The sequence below is a fragment of the Mesorhizobium sp. L103C105A0 genome (genome assembly GCF_000502215.1).
GTDB lineage: Bacteria > Pseudomonadota > Alphaproteobacteria > Rhizobiales > Rhizobiaceae > Mesorhizobium.
Map to the genome: position 1 here is coordinate 225,653 of NZ_AYXF01000001.1, position 18,034 is coordinate 243,686.

At 62.1% G+C, this 18,034-nt stretch carries 14 protein-coding genes; 7 read left to right on the top strand and 7 right to left on the bottom strand.

Annotated features, from left to right (window positions below; all coding sequences use genetic code 11):
• The first annotated feature begins 697 nt into the window (after window positions 1–697).
• Window positions 698–1,417 (top strand): Crp/Fnr family transcriptional regulator, encoded by a 720-nt coding sequence (locus X727_RS163310; protein ID WP_023697353.1) that lies wholly within the window; start codon window positions 698–700, stop codon window positions 1,415–1,417.
• A 719-nt stretch (window positions 1,418–2,136) separates the two neighbouring features.
• Here X727_RS163310 and X727_RS163305 read toward each other — a convergent pair.
• From X727_RS163305 to X727_RS163295, 3 genes are read right to left on the bottom strand one after another with little or no spacing between them, the layout of a single operon-like run.
• Window positions 2,137–3,189 (bottom strand): GNAT family N-acetyltransferase, encoded by a 1,053-nt coding sequence (locus X727_RS163305; RefSeq protein WP_023715460.1) that lies wholly within the window; start codon window positions 3,187–3,189, stop codon window positions 2,137–2,139.
• 18 nt (window positions 3,190–3,207) lie between these two features.
• Window positions 3,208–4,791 carry an oligosaccharide flippase family protein gene (locus X727_RS163300; RefSeq protein WP_023715459.1) on the bottom strand — a complete coding sequence of 528 codons (1,584 nt, stop codon included), beginning with the start codon at window positions 4,789–4,791 and terminating at the stop codon, window positions 3,208–3,210.
• Window positions 4,792–4,800: 9 nt separating this feature from the next.
• Window positions 4,801–6,024, bottom strand: coding sequence for a DegT/DnrJ/EryC1/StrS family aminotransferase (locus X727_RS163295; RefSeq protein ID WP_023833445.1), 1,224 nt, complete (start codon window positions 6,022–6,024; stop codon window positions 4,801–4,803).
• Window positions 6,025–6,731: 707 nt separating this feature from the next.
• Between X727_RS163295 and X727_RS163290 the strand changes: the two genes are divergently transcribed.
• Both X727_RS163290 and X727_RS163285 read left to right on the top strand, forming a co-directional pair.
• The gene (locus tag X727_RS163290; RefSeq protein WP_023715458.1) at window positions 6,732–7,916 is read left to right on the top strand and encodes an acyltransferase; all 1,185 of its coding nucleotides are present in this window, start codon (window positions 6,732–6,734) and stop codon (window positions 7,914–7,916) included.
• A gap of 21 nt (window positions 7,917–7,937) precedes the next feature.
• On the top strand, window positions 7,938–9,026 hold the full coding sequence (locus X727_RS163285; RefSeq protein ID WP_023697358.1) for an acyltransferase: 1,089 nt from the start codon (window positions 7,938–7,940) through the stop codon (window positions 9,024–9,026).
• An 8-nt stretch (window positions 9,027–9,034) separates the two neighbouring features.
• On the opposite strand, the gene X727_RS163280 is transcribed toward X727_RS163285, so the two are convergent.
• The 4 genes from X727_RS163280 to X727_RS163265 form a co-directional block, all read right to left on the bottom strand.
• On the bottom strand, window positions 9,035–9,976 hold the full coding sequence (locus tag X727_RS163280) for a glycosyltransferase family 2 protein (RefSeq protein ID WP_196814964.1): 942 nt from the start codon (window positions 9,974–9,976) through the stop codon (window positions 9,035–9,037).
• A 30-nt stretch (window positions 9,977–10,006) separates the two neighbouring features.
• Window positions 10,007–10,978: a glycosyltransferase family 2 protein gene (locus X727_RS163275; RefSeq protein WP_196814965.1), complete on the bottom strand. Its 972-nt coding sequence runs from the start codon at window positions 10,976–10,978 to the stop codon at window positions 10,007–10,009.
• Window positions 10,975–11,787: a polysaccharide deacetylase family protein gene (locus X727_RS163270; protein WP_023697361.1), complete on the bottom strand. Its 813-nt coding sequence runs from the start codon at window positions 11,785–11,787 to the stop codon at window positions 10,975–10,977. The genes X727_RS163275 and X727_RS163270 overlap by 4 nt, the downstream gene beginning before the upstream one ends.
• Window positions 11,788–12,183: 396 nt before the next feature.
• On the bottom strand, window positions 12,184–13,818 hold the full coding sequence (locus X727_RS163265) for a hypothetical protein (RefSeq protein WP_031201966.1): 1,635 nt from the start codon (window positions 13,816–13,818) through the stop codon (window positions 12,184–12,186).
• A gap of 193 nt (window positions 13,819–14,011) precedes the next feature.
• Here X727_RS163265 and X727_RS163260 point away from each other — a divergent pair, with 193 nt between their 5' ends.
• The 4 genes from X727_RS163260 to X727_RS163245 all read left to right on the top strand — a co-directional run bounded on the left by X727_RS163260 (window position 14,012) and on the right by X727_RS163245 (window position 17,947).
• Window positions 14,012–14,497: an acyltransferase gene (locus tag X727_RS163260; RefSeq protein WP_023697363.1), complete on the top strand. Its 486-nt coding sequence runs from the start codon at window positions 14,012–14,014 to the stop codon at window positions 14,495–14,497.
• A 297-nt stretch (window positions 14,498–14,794) separates the two neighbouring features.
• Window positions 14,795–15,820 carry a Gfo/Idh/MocA family oxidoreductase gene (locus X727_RS163255; RefSeq protein WP_023697364.1) on the top strand — a complete coding sequence of 342 codons (1,026 nt, stop codon included), beginning with the start codon at window positions 14,795–14,797 and terminating at the stop codon, window positions 15,818–15,820.
• A gap of 1 nt (window position 15,821) precedes the next feature.
• The gene (locus X727_RS163250) at window positions 15,822–16,964 is read left to right on the top strand and encodes a DegT/DnrJ/EryC1/StrS family aminotransferase (protein WP_023833448.1); all 1,143 of its coding nucleotides are present in this window, start codon (window positions 15,822–15,824) and stop codon (window positions 16,962–16,964) included.
• An 11-nt stretch (window positions 16,965–16,975) separates the two neighbouring features.
• Window positions 16,976–17,947, top strand: coding sequence for an NAD-dependent epimerase/dehydratase family protein (locus X727_RS163245; protein WP_023833449.1), 972 nt, complete (start codon window positions 16,976–16,978; stop codon window positions 17,945–17,947).
• Window positions 17,948–18,034: the final 87 nt, after the last annotated feature.

Genomic DNA, 18,034 nt, shown 5'->3' on the forward strand with positions numbered 1-18,034 from the left:
ATCGCGTCACGACGCGGCAGATCTTACTCCAAACAGGGAGTCTTCTCACCGTTCGCGCTGATGCGGTGGGAGGTACCGCTAATTCGGTATCTTCTTGCCTCTGTGTCACCATGGCAAACTGCGGTACCTTAAGCAGAGGCCGCGCCCACAAACACGAGGGTCTCCCGGCTTCTGGCGGCGTAAACTTATCAAAGTGTGGGAAGTAGAAGCTTTTTGTCCGGGCAGCTGAAGGGCGACGATGGCAAAAAAGAAATCGCGGGACAGGCGCAGTGGTGATCTCTTGAAGCTGCTTGCAACAAGACCTCGGGTAGTTGCGCTTGCAGCGCTGCATGTGAGTGAATCGGTCCTCTTGGAACTTGAAGCATCGGAGTTGTTATCTCCGGCGCAGATCAGGGGCCTGCTGCGGGATGCGTCCCTGACGTTGCGCAATGCCGCCGACCAGGCGGACAATCGGAGCTGTCTCGTTGCCAGTGAGATCGTTGAGTCAATGAGGGAGAATTTTAAGAGGAGTAAGTCATAGATAATACAAGCTCTAGGCGGCATCAATCGACCCGTGGCCTATTCCGATCCAGGTTTCGACAGGAGATTGATGTCGTGGCACCTTCCTTTGGCGAGATCTGAAAGAACGCTCATAAGCTAAAATTTAATATGCATGATGAGTTTCAGGAGGGTACATAGGAATTGGGTAGGGTTAGGGATGACACAGGCTTCACGTTTTTTTTCGAGAGGAGATGAGCACAGTTTGTCATACGTTGGACTTAACGATGACGACGCCGCTCTGATCAAGACCCTCGGCTTCGCCGCGAAGCGGTATCTAGTCGACGCGGTAATCTTCAGCCAAGGTGACGACAACGATCGTATTTACGTCGTCGAGTCGGGTTGGGGGTGCATTTCCCATGAGCTTCCGGACGGGCAGCGACAAATTCTCGATTTTGCCCTGACTGGCGATGTCGTTCTGTCTCAATCACCTGGAAGCGGCTCTATTGGGACATTCGTAGCTCAAACTGAACTTTCATTGCTGGTGGCACCCACCAAGACATTGACGCTTGCCGCTATGAAATCGCCTCGTCTGTTCGCGTTCATCGTTGGAGCCCTCTTGCGCAATGGGGCGGTTATGGCTCAGCACCTTGCCAGCGCAGGACGACGCAACGCATTAGAGCGGACAGCACATTTGCTGCTCGAGCTGACAGCGCGTCTGCAACGAGTAGGCGCAGTTGACCGCAACGGCTTCGACTGCCCGCTCACCCAATACGACCTCGCTGACGCCCTTGGCCTTACTCCGATCCACGTCAATCGAATGCTGCGGGAACTTCGCGAGCGGAAGTTTCTCGAATTCCGGCAGGGCCATGTCCGCCTGCTCGATTACCGCGGTCTGGCGAAGTTCGCTGGATTCGACGGCGAATACATCAAGAGTTGAGCGCCGGGCGCCTTAGCCTTTGGAACCCTCGCTTTGGTAAAGCGCGCTCGAGCGCTGGACTGGCCGCAACGGAATTCCCATTGGTGAATAGCTGCAGCGATGGAAAGAGAGTTGCGCCCAGCTACAAACCAGTCCGAACCTGCCGCTCCGCTTAGGCAAGCTTTTGCGTGTTTCTTGAGCCTAGCAAGTAAGATCGGGCATAAAGCTGCGTCAGCCTGGATTAGCTGGCAATATGGCCTGCAGGTCCCACATTTGCCGTTTATTCGGAGTACGCCTGATACCAGTCACGCTTCGCCTCTACTCCTTCATTATTCGTTTGGATGAATTCTTCTTATATAATCAATAGCACATAATCGTTGTCACCGGGCGCGAAGTGGATCCTGCCGGTCAGGTCCGGCGGCGGTTGCCGCTACCCCGCAGACTTCGGGCCGCACGCGCTCATTTGGCCGGGAGCGGAATCCGCGCAAGCGGCCCGACAGCCTGTTGGGGTGCAACTTGTCTGACCATCGGGCCTCACCGGCTCCCTGGGTGGCGTTGCCGGCTGGAACGATGGTAATATTAGGACCTTCGAAGTAACACCTTTCAGAGCCGTTTTCCCCGGCTTTGTGGCACCCGGTGAAGTTCTGCTTGGCTTCTGGGCTAGCACTGGGGGCGGGTCGGTCGTCCTCAGCAATGCAGAGCTCGATCCGTTTGCTCAATCGGCTAATGTCGCTGCGTCGTCACAGAAGTCCGAACCGATAGAGCGCGCTGACCGCAAGTGGGCGGAAGATCGCACCATAACGCCCGGCTACGGGCTGACCCCAACTCTGCTTGTAGTCTTGCCCGGAACCGAGATCGAACTGGCGATACGCAGCGCTTGCCGCCCATTCGATCGAAGCCTGCATTATGCGGACACCGACCCAAAAGCCGTCGTATTCGGGGTCGCGAACGATGCATTGGCCGAGCACGGCACCGTCCTGACACATCAGGACGGTGCCGGCCGTGCGCCGACCGCCGTCGAGCAGGTGCAAGGTGTGGAACTGGATCGGACTGTCGGCGGTCTGCCGTTTCATGAAGGCGCGCCAGAACCGCAGACGATCCTCCGCGGCGACCGTCTCCTCGGCGTCGTTGCTTTCCCACACGCGGCTCCACTGGGTGCAGCACCATTCCAGGTCGCCCACATCGTCGACGCGAAGGCGCATGAACTCGTCGCAACGTTGGCGGGCCTTGCGCACATTCTTGCGGTGATTGCGGCTCCAGAGTGCCTCATAGTCGCCCTGCAGGTCGACGCGGTAGTTGTCTGGAGACCAGTAGGATCGCGGCTTGAGATCCACGACGCTCTTGTCGAGCCCCGCCTCGACCCGGACCTCGACACCCAGGGCGTGTAGCGCCCGACCAAGAGCGGCGGGAGAGGACGTGGGCGCGATTACGCCGGAAAGCGATTGATAGGCGACGGGCTCCCAGTACCGGCGGCGGCGACGCAGCGAGATGAGCGCGGTCGGCCGGCCGCTCTCCGTCGCCAGGGCGTGGCGCTTCTGGACGCTCGTAGGCTGGGTGAGTTCACGATAGAGATCGCGGTCGCAGCCGGGAATTGCCGGTAGGTCGTCTAAGACCTGGTCGAGGGTCGAGTTCCAGACATCAAACCAGGCGATTTTAACGCCCCGCGAGGTTAAGGGGGTGACGATGCGGGCAGCGGAGATCACGGCGGGCGCGGCGAGATGGCCCAACGCACGCTTGAAATCCGAGCCGGCGGCTTTCGCGCCGGCAGAATCCATGGCGTCAGAGTGATTCATCACCGGTTCCCCCTGCAGTCAGTGCTTGTCTGCCATCCAGGCAATCCTTCGAAGAAGCGGTCCGCCGGTGTTCGCGTCGGCCGGCGCAGGCGCCTGCCCCTGTTCGGTGTCCTCACCCAGGAAGCGCCGGAGGTGGGCAAAGGGCGCGCGCAGGCGCACAGGCGCCAAGGCCTGGATCCTGCCCAGCAGATAAGCCAGTTCGGCGGCAAACGGATGACGGGTCCAGCCCATGGCCAGGAACCAGAACACTGCGCCAAGCCCGCCGCCCAGGACAGTCTGTAAGACCGACAGGTTCATGTCGAGGCCGTTCAGTCCGATGACGACGAGCGGGCCCAGCGCCGTCGCGAGGGTGGCGACGGCGCTGGGCAGTAGGGCGCGCAGATATTCGCCGACGCTCAATTTCAGCCGCCGCATCAGGAACCAGAGGCCGACGCCCACCTGGATCGGCGTGGTGGCGAAGATCGAGAGCGCTAGCATAAATGGGCCATGCTGGGCCGCCAGGATCATGATCAGGCTGGTGATCGGCAGGGAAATGATCCAGGCCTTGGCCGTGTCTCGGATGCCGCCGACGGCTACCAAGGCCGGAAACATAAGGGGGACGGGGAAGCAGAGCATGGTGGCGGCCGCCATCACTTGCACCAGCGGGATGGAGGTCTCCCATCCTGGTCCCAGTAGGGTGTGCACCAGGGGATAGGCGAAGAGGATGACCATCGCCAGGCCCGGCCAGTGGAATGCGGTCAGGCTGGCGGCGGCTTTGAGATAGGGGGCCTTGAGGGGACGCCCCGTGCGCGCATGGGCGGCGAACCCTGGCAGGGCCACCGCGGAGATAGCCGATATGACTAGGCGGCTGGGCATCTGTGTGACCTGTTGGGCTCGGCTGTAGAGACCTACATCGGTGCTGCCGCTGGCCCGCCCCAGCATGAAGGTTGGAATGACCTCCCCGAGGGTGGTCAGAAGGCCGGTCGCGGTGTTCAAGCCGCCGAACGCCAGAATCTCGCGCCATTTTGTGAGCTCGATCCGGAAGATGGACAGGTCCGGGCGCATGAGGACGGCAAAGACAAAGGTGGAGAGCGGATAGCTAAGCGAGCCCCAGGCGAAGCTCATATAGCCGAAGCCCATCATCACCAGGCCAGTTGTGGTGATGTTGCCGACGAGAGCGGAGCCCAGGTTGATGGCCGCGATACTCCAGAACTTCAGGTCGCGGCGAAGCAGAGCCACGATCGGCGAACCGATGCTGGAGAACAGATAGCCGAATGCCACGGTGCGGACAAAGTTCTCCAGACGCGGTTCGTGGGCGAAGGCGGCATAGAGGCCCGCCGTCGCGACGAAGGCGGTCGTAAGGACGACGGCGACCGCCAGCATCAAGGTGAAGGCAGTGCGTATTTCCCCCTTCGAGAGTTTTTCGGCGTTGACGATGTAGTTGGTGACGCCGAAGTCCCGCATACCCTCGGCGAGCGCGACGAGGCTGGCGCCAAGGAAGGCAGCACCGATTTCGTTGGGTGTCAAAAACCGCGACGAAACATACAGCGTCGCCAAATTCAGGATGAGGGTGGCGTACTTCTCGAAATAGACCGCGACCACCGCGCGCCGGATGCTCGCCATTCCTATCTCTCACTTTCGCACAGACCGGCCCCGATGTGGGACCTCCATCACATCTCGCTTGAATTCCAGAATTGGAGTCATGGGCCTTGGATTTTGAACCCGGGTAGCCTTGATCAGGGTCGAGGCGACCTTCTGTTGATCCTCATCGGTCATCTGGGGATAGAGGGGAAGGACGATGGTATGATCCTGGGCTGCCTCCGATTCCAGCAAGGACATGCGCAGGGGCCGGGAGGCATAGACGTCCTCGCGGTGAGCGCACATGATACCGCGGCGGGTGGCGATATCGGCATCCAGCATAGCCTGCATGACAGTGCGCTGGTCGGCGGAGTCCGGCAGACGGACACAGAAGCTCTGCCAGTTGGTGCGCGCGTAGGCCGGCTCGCGCACCAGGCCCAGCCATTGCGCCTCGCCGAGCAATTCGGCGTAGCGGGCGGCAAGCGCGCGGCGGCGGGCCACGATGCCGGGCAGGCGCTTGAGCTGCTCGCGGCCGACAGCGGCCTGGATGTCGGTCATGCGATAGTTGTAGCCGAGCACTGGGTGCGTCTCGAAGATCACCTGGGTCGAGCCGTGGCGGACCGTGTCGGGCACGCTCATGCCGTGCTGGCGCAACGACTTGAATTTGGCGACCCAGTCAGCGTGCTTGGTGGTCAGCATACCGCCATCGCCGGTGCTCATAATCTTGCGTGGGTGGAAGGAGAAGCAGGCCACGTCGCCGTGCGCCTTGCCGACCTTCTCCCATCGACCGTTCCAGAAGATCTCGCTGCCGCTGGCGCAGGCCGCGTCCTCGATTAGGGGCAAGCCCCTAGCCTTGGCGATGTCGACCACAGCAGCCATGTCGCAGGGCAAGCCCATTTGGTGGACCACCAGGATCGCGCTGGTTTTGGCCGAAAACGCGTGCTGGATCAGAGCCGGATCAATGTTGTAGGTGGTCGGATCGATGTCGACGAAGACGGGGATCGCGCCACAATAGGCCACCGAATTGGCTGTGGCGATGTAGGAGTGACTGACCGTGACCACCTCGTCGCCGGGCTTCACCCCCGCCGCCAGCAAGGCCAGGTGCAGGGCCGTGGTGCAGTTCGAGACGGCCGCAGCGTGCGGCGCGCCCGTGAAGGTGGCGAATTCCGTCTCGAAGGCCGCCACCTCGGGGCCTTGCGTGACCCAGCCGGACAGGATGACGCGGCGCGCCGCCTCGGCCTCGGCCAGATCCATGGTGGGCTTGATGATCGGAATCATGTCAGATCCTCAGAACGAAAGACCTACTCGGTGCGAGAAGTTGCAGTGGTCGTATCACGACAAAGCCGGTGGCTCACCTTGTCCTATTGTGGGATGCAGATACCGACGGCCGGCGTGCCTGGTGTATTGGGACAGTTGGGTTCCTACCATACGGATACCGCTTTCGGTCAGCGGACAGGCTCTGAAACAACCTTCCGGCCCCATTGCAATGGGGCAAGCAATGTGTGGCCCGACATTTTCGGCGGGGAAACTCCAAAATGTGTCGCACCCGCCATTCGATAATATACGCTAACGCTTAATATTGAATTCAATATAGGGATTTCCGGCGGGTGGCCTACAGCAGATTCATCTACCCTGAATCACCAGTTGTGGCAGTGCGACAATGCAGCTTAGCGTCCAGTCAAGCCGAAGCGTATGTTGTGCTGCGAGATAAGCTCGGCCTGGGAGAAATGTTATCGTTACGCTTCTTTTCATTGATCCATCGTCTGGAAGAGACGAGTAACCCACCTATAGACGACCGGCGCGCAAACAACATTTTTCAGGATCTCAATTTGGCGAGACGTACGCCTGCACCGTCACGCTCAGAGCCTACGCCTTCTGGCCGAATTGATGTGACAAAGAGTTAGGCGTTTATAACCAAGAAAGTCTGACGGCCCCCGGGGCCGAACCATGTCTCGGTTGCGGAGCATCGGCTCGAGTATTGACCCATGGCAACCATTGATCAAGGCGCGATTTTCGCCGTCCGGTCGGCCAAGGCCGTCGCCCGGCCGGCGGAAGATCGTATCGCCGGCTTCGACGGCGTGCGCGCGATCGCCGTCCTGATGGTCTTCATCAGCCACAAAACGACCCTGCCGCACCACGATTCCTATGGTTCCGTCGGCGTCTGGCTCTTTCTCGTGCTAAGCGGCATGCTCATCTCCTCGATACTGTCGGAGATGCGCGCAAAGGTCGAAGCGGGGGTCCAGTCGACCTGGCGGTCGATGGGTGACTTCTATCTGCGCCGCAGCCTGCGCATTTTCCCACTTTATTACGCCTGTCTCGGTGTTTTCGCACTGGGTTCGCTGTTCACCTCATTCGTCGGCTTCTCGCGCGTGGAAGCGACGATCTACGCCCTCTATGGCACCAACATCTATATCGAGATGACGCCGACCGGGGCCCACGGTCATTTCGGTCACCTCTGGTCGCTGTCGGCGGAGGAGCAGTTCTACCTGCTCCTGGCGCCGATCCTGCTGTTCACCCCGCGCAAATACCTGCTTCGGATTTGCATCGGCTTCATGCTCGCCGGCGCGGCAAGGCTGGCTTGGCTCGTATCGGTGAACACCCACCCGAACGCCATTCACGTCGATCCGCTGATCGCCTTCGGCATGCTCGGCGTCGGCGGCTTTCTCGCCTCATTGAAAAACTTCAAGCCGCCCGCATGGCTGGTGAGTGCGCAATCCCAGGCGGCGGCTGGCCTGGCGTTGATCGCGATCCCGCTGGTCTTCGGATATTTCCGGGACGCATGGAACGTCTTCGGACCGCTGACCTGCACTGTGGCCGGTTTGTTCCTATTCCAGATCGCCCGTAACCAACAGACCCCGGTCGTGGCTTTCCTCAACCTGTGGCCGCTGCGCTCGCTCGGCCGGGTGAGCTATGCCTTCTATATCCTGCACCAGTTCGTCCATTTCTACGACCTCACGGCGGTGCTCCATAAGCTGCATCTGGAGATCGACGCGCCGGCTAACGTTCAACTGGCCCTGGAGCTTTTCATCACCATCGCGCTGGCGACGCTCTCCTGGCACTTCTTCGAGCGGCCGCTTCTGCGGTTGGGCGCCAGATTGACGGCGCGGGAGGGCACCGAGGCCAGCAGCGCAACCGCTGCCTTGTCCCCTGGCCGGCAAAGAGCCACGTAGAAGCGGGCGGAGCTACGACCAATGCGACTCGACGACGAACGCCGCATCAAGGGTTTTGATGGCTTGCGCGCGATCGCCTTCGTCTTCGTATTCATTAGCCACAAGTTTCATCAAGGGACGTATGGATCCCTTGGCGGCGACGGGGTGATGCTCTTCTTCGGGCTCAGCGGCCTCTTGATCACCCGTATCCTGGCTCGCACGCGGGTGGCAGTCGAGGCTGGCGAGACGACAACGCTTGCGGGTCTGGGGCGATTCTATCTTCGACGCACGGCCAGGATATTCCCCGTCTATTACGCGACGATCGGCGTTTTCCTGATCGCCTCGCTGTACGTTCACTTCGATGGCTTCGAAGGCGGCGCGCCCCAGGCCATGCTGCTCTACGCCACGAACATCTATGTGTTCACGACCGGCCACTGGGTAGGCCATTTCAACCACTTCTGGACGCTGGCGATCGAAGAGCAATTCTATGTGCTGTTTGCACCCTTGCTGCTGTTCACCCACAGCAAGGCCGCCGGTCAGATCTGCGTTGCTTTCGTGGTTGTGGGTCTCATCACTCAGGCGGGCCTCGAATGGGCCGGAGCATCGTCCAAGGTCATCGGCTTGAATCCCATGATCGGCTTTGGCTATCTCGCCTTGGGTGGTCTGGCAGGACTGAACCTCGACCGGCGGGTACCGGCATGGCTGGTTTCCACGGCGGCCCAGAGCATCGCCGCCCTGGCGCTTCTCATCTTGCCCCTGACAGTCCTCAAGGACGAGATCGTCTGGCGCGTCTATGCGCCGGCAGTCGCGGCTACAGCCGCGCTTCTGGTCTTCCAGATCGCGAGGAACCAGGCCTCGCGTTTCGTCGCCCTTCTGGACACAAGGCCCCTGCGCAACCTGGGACGCATAAGCTACGGCTGTTACGTTTTCCACGAGTTCATTCATTTCTACAACGTCGAGGCAGCGGCCCGGAAGTTCGGCGTCGCATTCGAAGCGCCGGACTGGATCTCGGCCCCCATCGAACTTGTGTTGACCATCGGCTTGGCGACCGTCTCCTGGCGATTCTTTGAACGACCAATCATGGCCTGGGCCCATCGGGCGACACCGAAAGCCGCGCCGGCCATCGCCTGAGCCCCCCCTCAGCTTGCCAGACCGAACAGCTTCCGCAGCAGACCAATGTTGTGGTTCAGGCGCAGGTAATATTCGCGTTCGGGCCGGTCGAGCATCTGGAACGCGGCCAGCACCGGGGTGGCGACGATCATCTTGATTGCTCGCGCGATCTTCTGGCCTGGCGTTTTCAAACCCCTCAGTTCCACCTCGCCTTCCTTGCGCGCGCGCTCTGTGAGCCACGCGCGCGTAAGACGGCCAGCATCGACCTTGTGGTCCACGACGAAGGCATCCGCGTACCAACAGCGATAACCTGCTCCAATCAGATCGGTCATCATCTGGGCCTCTTCCCCGCTGGCTAGGTTCGAGCCGACCCGACCGGTCTTTACGTCGAACCCACCATGAGCTTGAAGCGCGCTGCGGCGGAACAACAAGTTGGCGCCGACGCCGATGGGATGATCGGTCGTGTCGCGGAAGCCGTCCTCATCGACCACCGACAACAACAAGCGCGCTCGCGGTCCGAGCTGGCTCGGCGGTATTTCAAGACTGCTGGCGTCGTCGGGCCAGTGTGCGACCACCCGCCCCGCCAGGATGGCGGTCTGGGCGTCACAGCGGGCCGCGTAGGTGATCGCCGCTTGTACCCAGCCGGGCCGCGGCACCGCGTCATCGTCCAGCAATGCAATCCAATCGCCTTTGCCTGCCTCGAAACCCGCGTTACGGGCCCGGGCAACGCCGGGCTCGTCGAGCCGTATGAAGCTCAGTCCCGGGCGCGCCTTCAGGGTCTCCAGCACATCGGCGTGCGCCGGCGCCGAGGCGCTGTCGATGACGATGACCTCCACCGCCTGGCCGACGCATTGCGGCAGCAGGGCGTCGACGTTTTCGAGGACCTCGTGGCTGCGGTTGTGTGTGGCGATGACGATGCTAATGGCCGGGGCACCTGTGCTGATCTTCGGCGCGTCCTTGGCGTCGTGCATGCCCATCCGATCCTTAAGCTCCACGCGCGTTCAGTCCAGCGCCGCGTCCTCGACGGCCGGCGGGCGCGCGCCTAGGCCGATCGACCAGAAGAACGCCGCGCGCAACGGCGTCGGCCTCACGAGCTGCCTAACCGCCCGGAACGGAAACACCAGCAGCGCATGACGCACCGCGAACCGCACGCCCTTCGCATCCCCCTTGGCCGCCCGCTCCACCGCCGCATCGGCGAAATAGGTGTAGAATCCCAAGAGCGTGGCGAAATAGGAATGCAGCCACTCCTTCGGTGAGCGCCACTTGCGCCAGACGGGTATGGCGTGCCGCATAAACACCCTGCGCGTATAGGGAATCCGGCTCAGGACCAAGGCGTCGTAGGATCCCGACGGACGCTGGCGGAACAAGACGCATGGCACGGCCACATGCTCCACATGCCCACCGCTGGCGACGCGCATATGCCAGTCCCAGTCCTGGTCGGCCAGCAGGGTCTCGTCGAAATAACCGTAGGCGTCGCGTACCGCGATACGCGCCATCGTGGCGCCGATCTGCGGGAAGTAGCCGTCCAGCATCATCTTCAGATGATCGCCGTCGGGGCGCACGTCATTGGGGATGGGAGGCGCGATCGGCCGCAGACTAGGATCGGCCATCACAACCTGACCGAAGACCGCCTCCACCTCCGGCTGGCGATCGAAGAGTTGCAAATGCGGCCGCACATGTTGCTCGGTCCACACGTCGTCGTCGTCCAGGAACGCCAGGAACTCCCCCGAGGCCGCTTGCATCGCGGCGTTGCGCGCGGCGCCAGCGCCCGCGGTCCTCACGATGAGGTGCTGCGCGCCATGGGCCTGTGTCACTGCGCCGGTGGCGTCGTGGTTGGAGCCGTTGTCGCCAACAAGGATCTCAAACGTCAGATCCGGGCCTTCGAGCGCGCGAATGCTCGCCAGCGACTGGTCCAGGTACTGCGGACGGTCGCGGGTCGGGACGACTACCGAGACGATGCGCGCCTGACTCACCCCCATTCCTCCCACCGATCAAAGACGCCCGCCAGGGCCGCCGAAAATACCCGCATGTTGTCGAAGCGCGTGATGAAGGTCCGCGCGATGGTGCCAGCCGAACGCGTCTCCTCTGCCTGGGCGTACACCAGCTCATAACCTGCTGCCTTGGCCTCCCGCATGGCGATCGGGGTCCAGTTGGTCGATTGGCCGAGCGGAATTGCGAACGAGGTCGGCGCAAAGCCGAGCCGGGCCTCGATCATAGTGCGCGAGCGGTCCAATTCCTCACGGGCGGCGGCGCCGTCCAGCTGTCCAAAATCGGGATGGCTTGCGGAGTGGCTGCCGATTTCGGCGCCGTCGGCGGCCAGGCGCTCCAGATCGCGCCAGCCTAGAACCTCGTCGGTCGGCCAGGGAGACCCGCCTTCGCTCCAGTCGGTGACGACGAAAAGGCTCCAGGGAACCGCGAAGTCTTTCAGGATTGACGCGGCCTCGGTCATCACGCTGCGCAGACCGTCGTCGAAGGTGATGGCAAGGTCCATCGGGTCGCCCCCCGTCCGAGCGATCTTCGAGGCCGGGACGAACCGGTAGCCTCGCGCCGCGGCCCACTCCAACTGGCGACGGAACAGCTTCGGCGGCACGTCGTTGTGATCCATCAGCGGCTGGCCGACCGAGTGGTAGGCCAGGATACGGCCGCCCGAACGGCTTACGCGTCGGCCAAGGACGGACATGCCCTCTCGTTCGAGGACCATGCGTGCGCCGACCAGATGACGCCTTTCGACACCGAAGGCGCGGACAGCCCGCTTCAGAATCTTCGGCGGTCGCCCAATCATATTCACCTTCGCCTCAGTTCTTTCTGTCGGTGTCGAATTGCAGGCCCCATGGCAAGTATGACTTCTGACGCCAACGCCACCATGTCGAAACCCGAGGCACCCATACCCATCCCGTCAAACGCAATCCTCACCAGAAGGAAAGCAAGGCCTCAACAGGCTCTGTTCCGTCGAACGTATCAGAATGAGGTGCTGAACAGACCAGAGTCAAAAAGGGTATCCCGGTATGTTTTTGTCAGCCTGCTAAATCAAAAGTGTAATTCGCGATGGCTGCCTGACTGACAGCCCTTCAGGCTATAGGGGTACTGGGAATAAGGTGTGCGGGTCGCATCTGAAGATCGATCTCGCGTCGCAGACGCGCCCGACGAAGGGACGCCGGGCAAACCATGCCGTTAAAACTCACATCCAGCTGTCGCCCCTCAGCCGGCTCGCCGACCGCGGCAGCCATTCGGGAAGCAGGTTGCGGACTGCGTCCCAAGGCCCGTCGAAGCTCTTGGTCCGCGCCAGGCGCCGCCATACCCGTAGCCGCTCCGGCAGCGCCATCAGGCGCAGGGAACGCTTCAGGATCGCCTCGGCGCTGTCGAACTCGCCGAACACCTCGTTGAGCAGGATGTCGGGATATCCTTCGTAGAATTCCTCGTTCGCGGGCGCGCCATTCCCACGCAGCGGTGTGACTGGCGGGATCGCGACGGCTCTGGCGTAGAGAACCTCCAGGCTTTCGATCCAATTCGGCGTGGTGTGCAGCCGCTTGACATTGGCCGCCGTCTCATCGCCCCGCCGACGCAGCGCCTGCGGGTCGGCGAGCCAGTCCGCCAGGATGCGGTTATACTCCGCCATCGAGGTGGCGAAGCCAATGGTAGGCGCCAGCCCAGGCATATCGGTGCTCATGACGTTAGCATCCAACGGATAGGGAAACAGCGTCGCGCAGGGCGCGCCCAGCCCGCCGGCTTCCAGCATCGAGGTAATCGATACAAAGGGGTAAGAGTCGAGATAGATGTCCGCCGCCTCGAAGCTGAGCGAAGGATCGGGCGTCTCCGGCCGCCCAATGATCCGCCCGCCGGTCGCCGCTATGGCGTCTTGCCAATCGGCCGGCTCGCCCGGCCCGACGACCAACAACCGCGCATCGGATCGGGCCAGCAGTGCCTCGACATGCATGTCGGCGAACGACACCCCGCCCATCGTCCGGTATTTCACGCCGCGCGCGACCGAAACCAGAAGCGGTCCGTCGACCGGGATGCCGAGCTTCTGGCGCGCCTCGGCCCGGCTGTGCTTGCGGATCGGCGGATCGATTTGGATCGGCAGGATGGCGTGACGCTTAGCCGAGATCCCACGCCGTTCCACCACCAGACGCTCGCCCGAGACGCGCGAACTGGCGATCAGGTCGCACACACAGAGCCCGACCCAGAAGGCATGGTCGGCATGGTTGACCAGCACCACGGGCGGTCGGTTGCGCTCGTCGGCGAAGGCTATACTGGGCGTCGGGTCCTCGTTGCTGACGTGCAGGACGACCAGGTCGAAATTGAGCGACAACTTGCGGAGCGCGCTGGCCCATTCCACCGGTCCGCCGCGTGTTGCGCCGATTACGTGGATATGTCCGCCACGAGCCTCCACGGCCTGGCGCACCGAGGCCGGCGGCTTCCCCGGATGGCGCAACAGGGCCAGGGAGTGATGACGGCTCTCGTCGGCGACGATCCAGCGGCGCATCATCCGCGTCAAGCCGCCGACTTCGCTCAAGGCGGTGGCCACATGCAGCACGCGGCCGATCTTCGTTCGCGTCGGTCGCGCAGTTTCGGCCTTCGGGGCGAGTGTCCGTCGCGCGATCTCGATCAGGATTTGCTCAAGCGGCTCGGACCGATAAAAGCCGCAATGCCGCTTGCGTGCAAGCGTGACCGCCGCCTCTACATAGGCCGCCGCGGAGTTGAGGTCGTCAGCCTCCAGACAGCGCTCCGCCTCACACCGAAGGCTTTGAAACTCTTCATAGTTGTGACGCATACGCGCCACCTCGGAATCGGAGCGCACGGCTTCAAATCGCATCGTCTCCGGCATCCTTCCCCCCACGGTCGCGGCCTGCCCTAGAACTTGTTATACCTAGTGGTGAAGGCTTGCCAAGCGACAAAGCAGGTTACATAGAACTGTAGCCGACCGCTGCTATCGCTTCAGCGGCGCACCAAGGATCATATCCGATTTGCAGGCGATGGCACGTGACAGACAGTTCCAGGGGGAAGCGATGCCTATTTCGGACAGTGTGGTGCTGCGTGGCGAGGTCGTCATCCACCACCCCAGTATGGTGAACCTCTACGGCTGCGAGGTCGGTAACGGCTCGCGCATCGGCGCTTTCGTCGAAATCCAGAAGAATTCCTCAGTCGGCGAGCGCTGCAAGATCTCCTCGCACACCTTCATCTGCGAGGGCGTAACCATCAAGGACGAGGTCTTCATCGGCCATGGGGTGATGTTCACCAACGACCGTCTTCCCCGAGCCACCAACCCGGACGGGAGCGCGCAGAATGAAGCCGACTGGAAAATTGAGCCGACCCTGGTCAAGAAGGGCGCCTCCATCGGCTCCAACGTCACCATCACCCCGGGCGTGACCATCGGAGAACGGGCCCTGATCGGCGCTGGCGCCGTCGTCACCCGTGACATCCCCGACTTCGCCATCGCTGCCGGCGTGCCAGCCCGTGTGGTCGGAGACGTAAGGACCGCAAAGACTGGCTGACCCCCCTCGGCCCCTCTCGGCACGGCTTCGTACACCGAATTGCGATCCTTTGGTGTATTCGGAGAGATCATTTGAGGTAGATCCGGCGCCCTGCCCTCGCCTGGCTGGATGATCCTGAGGGGGTCTTGATGACCCAACGGCCATAGTGACCGCACCGCTTCGCAGCTTCAAACTGCATTGTGAAGAGGTCGAGGTGGCACGGCATTGAGCGATCGGCGCATCCCTTCTCAACCAACGACAGGCTCCAACAAGCCTCCAAGACTCCGGTGGGCGGGGGCGGAGTGAAGGGTAGTCAATATGATCAATATCGGCATCATCGGTTACGGCTATTGGGGGCCGAACCTCCTGCGCAACTTCATGGAGATCCCCGATGCCCGGGTCCGCGTGGTCGCCGACCTGGACCCCAAGAAGCGCGAGTTGGTGAACCGTCGCTATCCGGGTGTGCAGTCCACCAGGGACGTCCAGGCCCTGTTCCAAGATCCCGAGATCGACGCCATCGCCGTGGCGACGCCGGTCAATAGCCACTTCGAACTGGGCATGTCTGCGCTAAAGGCCGGCAAGCATCTCTGGCTCGAGAAGCCTATGACCGAAACCTCGCTACAGGCCAGGATGCTGGTTAATGAAGCGGACAAGCGCGGGTTGACCCTGATTGTCGATCACACCTTCATCTATACCGGTGCAGTCCGGAAGATGCGCGACATCGTCGCCGCCGGCGACCTCGGCCAGATCTATTATTACGACGCCACCCGGGTGAACCTGGGCCTCTTTCAGAGGGACGTAAACGTCATATCCGACCTGGCGGTCCACGACTTCGCGATCATCGACCGTCTGTTCGAAGAACATCCGACCGCCGTTTCGGCCAGCGGTATCAACCACTTCCCCGGCACCCCGGAAAATTTGGCCTACATTTCGCTGTTTTACGACTCTGGCATGATGGCGCACATCAACGTGAGTTGGCTAGCTCCGGTGAAGGTGCGTAACATACTGGTCGGCGGCTCCAACAAGATGATCACCTACGACGATCTGGAGCCGTCCGAGAAGGTCAAGGTTTACGACAAGGGCGTCTCCTTCACCGACGACCCGGCCAAGATCCACGAGATGCGCGTCGGCTACCGGACGGGCGACATGTGGGCGCCCAAGCTCGACTCCACCGAGGCCCTGCGTATCGCCGGCCAGGAGTGGATCGACTGCATCGTCGAAAAGAGGGTTCCCATCGCAGATGGCCGGCTTGGCCTGCGCGTGGTGGAGATCATCGAAGCCGCCACCAGTTCCATGCGCGGGCGTGGCGAAACCGTGCACCTGCGACGCAAAGATGCAGCCTAACATGATCCCGTTCGTAGATCTGAAAGCCCAGTACACCACGATCAAGTTCGAGGTAGATGCCGCCATTCAGCGCACTTTGGAGAGCTGTCAGTTTACCCTGGGCGCTGACGTCGCTGAATTCGAAAAGGAATTCGCCGCCTATTCGCAAGCGGCCTTCGGCGTCGGCGTCAATACCGGCACCAGCGCCCTGCACCTGGGCCTGCTGGCCGCCGGGATTGGACCGGGCGACGAGGTGATCACCTCCCCCTTCACCTTCGTGGCGACGGTTGCGGCCATTTACTACACAGGCGCGACCCCCGTGCTCGTCGATATCGATCCTGCGACCTACACCATCGACCCGGCCCTGATCGAAGCCGCGGTCACGCCGGCCACCAAGGCGATCATCCCGATCCACCTCTACGGCCAGCCCGCCGACATGGATCCGATCATGGCCATCGCCCGGAAGCACGGCCTGATGGTGCTGGAGGACGCTTGCCAGGCCCACGGCGCGGAATACAAGGGCAAGCGCGTCGGGGCCATCGGCGACATGGCAGCTTTCAGCTTCTATCCCGGCAAGAACCTCGGCGCCTATGGCGAGGGCGGGATGCTGACGACCAACATCGCCGACCACAACCGTGCGGTTCGCATGCTGCGAGACTGGGGCGCCGAGCGGAAGTACCATCACGAAGTCAAAGGCTATAATTATCGCCTGGAAGGCCTTCAGGGCGCTGTCCTGCGTGTGAAGCTCAAACATCTGGACCGATGGACCGAGCAGCGACGCGCCACGGCCGCCCGCTATGACGCCATGTTCGCCGGCATCGGCCTGTCGACCCCGTTCGTCCGCGACGATGTGCGCCACGTCTACCACATCTACGCCGTGCGTACGCCCGACCGCGCGCGCTGGGGGGAGGCGCTGAACGCTCAAGGCATCCAGTCGGGTATCCACTATCCCATTCCGGTTCACCTGCTGCCCGCCTACGCCGATCTCGGCTACAAGCAGGGCCAGTTCCCGCACGCCGAAAAGGCCGCCGCCGAGGTTCTCTCCCTACCTATGTTCCCGGAGTTGACGGAGCAGCAGCAGGACGCGGTCGTGGCCGCGGTCATCGAATTGCAAGCAAGCGTTGAGCGGGCCCCACTCAACCGGAAACACGCCTCGAACCGATGACAGGGAATACGATGAAACTTGAAGGCTCTCGCATCCTGGTGACCGGCGGCTGCGGTCTGGTCGGCTCGACCACCATCGACCTGCTGCTTAAGGAGCACGCGCCGGAAAAGATAGTGATCCTCGACAACCTGGTCCGCGGCAGCCTGCAAAACGTCAAGGAAGCCCTGCAAGACCCGCGCATCGAACTCGTCGAAGGCGACATTCGCGACGTGGCAACTGTCCACAGGGCCACCGACGGCATGGACGCCGTCATCCACATGGCAACCCTGAGGGTCATCGCCTGCGCCGCCGAGCCGCGCGAAGCCCTGGGCGTCATGTGCGACGGCAGCTACAACGTCATTGAGGCCGCCCAGGCTAAGGGCGTGAAGAAGATCTGCGCGGCCTCCTCGGCCTCGGTCTACGGCCTGGCCGACCTCTTCCCGACAGAAGAGAGCCACCACCCGTACAACAACCGCACCTGGTACGGCGCCAGCAAGGTCATGCTGGAAGGCCTGTTGCGCTCGTTCAATGACATGTACGGCCTTCCCTACGTGGCTTTGCGCTATTTTAACGTGTACGGCCCGCGCATGGACCTGCATGGTAAGTATACCGAGGTTCTAATCCGCTGGATGGACCGCATCGACGCCGGCCAGCCGCCGCTGATTCTCGGCGACGGTTCCACCACCATGGACTTCGTCTATATCGAGGACATCGCCCGAGCGAACATCCTGTCCCTGCTTTCTGACGTGGAGGACGATGTGTTCAACGTCGCCAGCGGCGTGGAGACCAGCCTGAACGAACTGGCCGCCTCACTCCTGCGCGTGATGGACTCCGACCTTCAGCCGGAGTACGGGCCCGAGCGCAAAGTGAACCCCGTCTCGCGGCGCCTTGCCGACACGTGCAAGGCGGAAAAGATGCTGGGCTTCAAGGCGAGCATCGACCTCGATGAGGGCCTCACCCGCCTGGTCGACTGGTGGCGAGCCACACGCGGGCAGGTGACCTGACGAACCGCTCGCGCGACGACGAAATCTTTCCTGGTAGGCTTGCCCCTACATGGCAGAAGCGTGCGATCCTTGACATGGGCGCGCCCC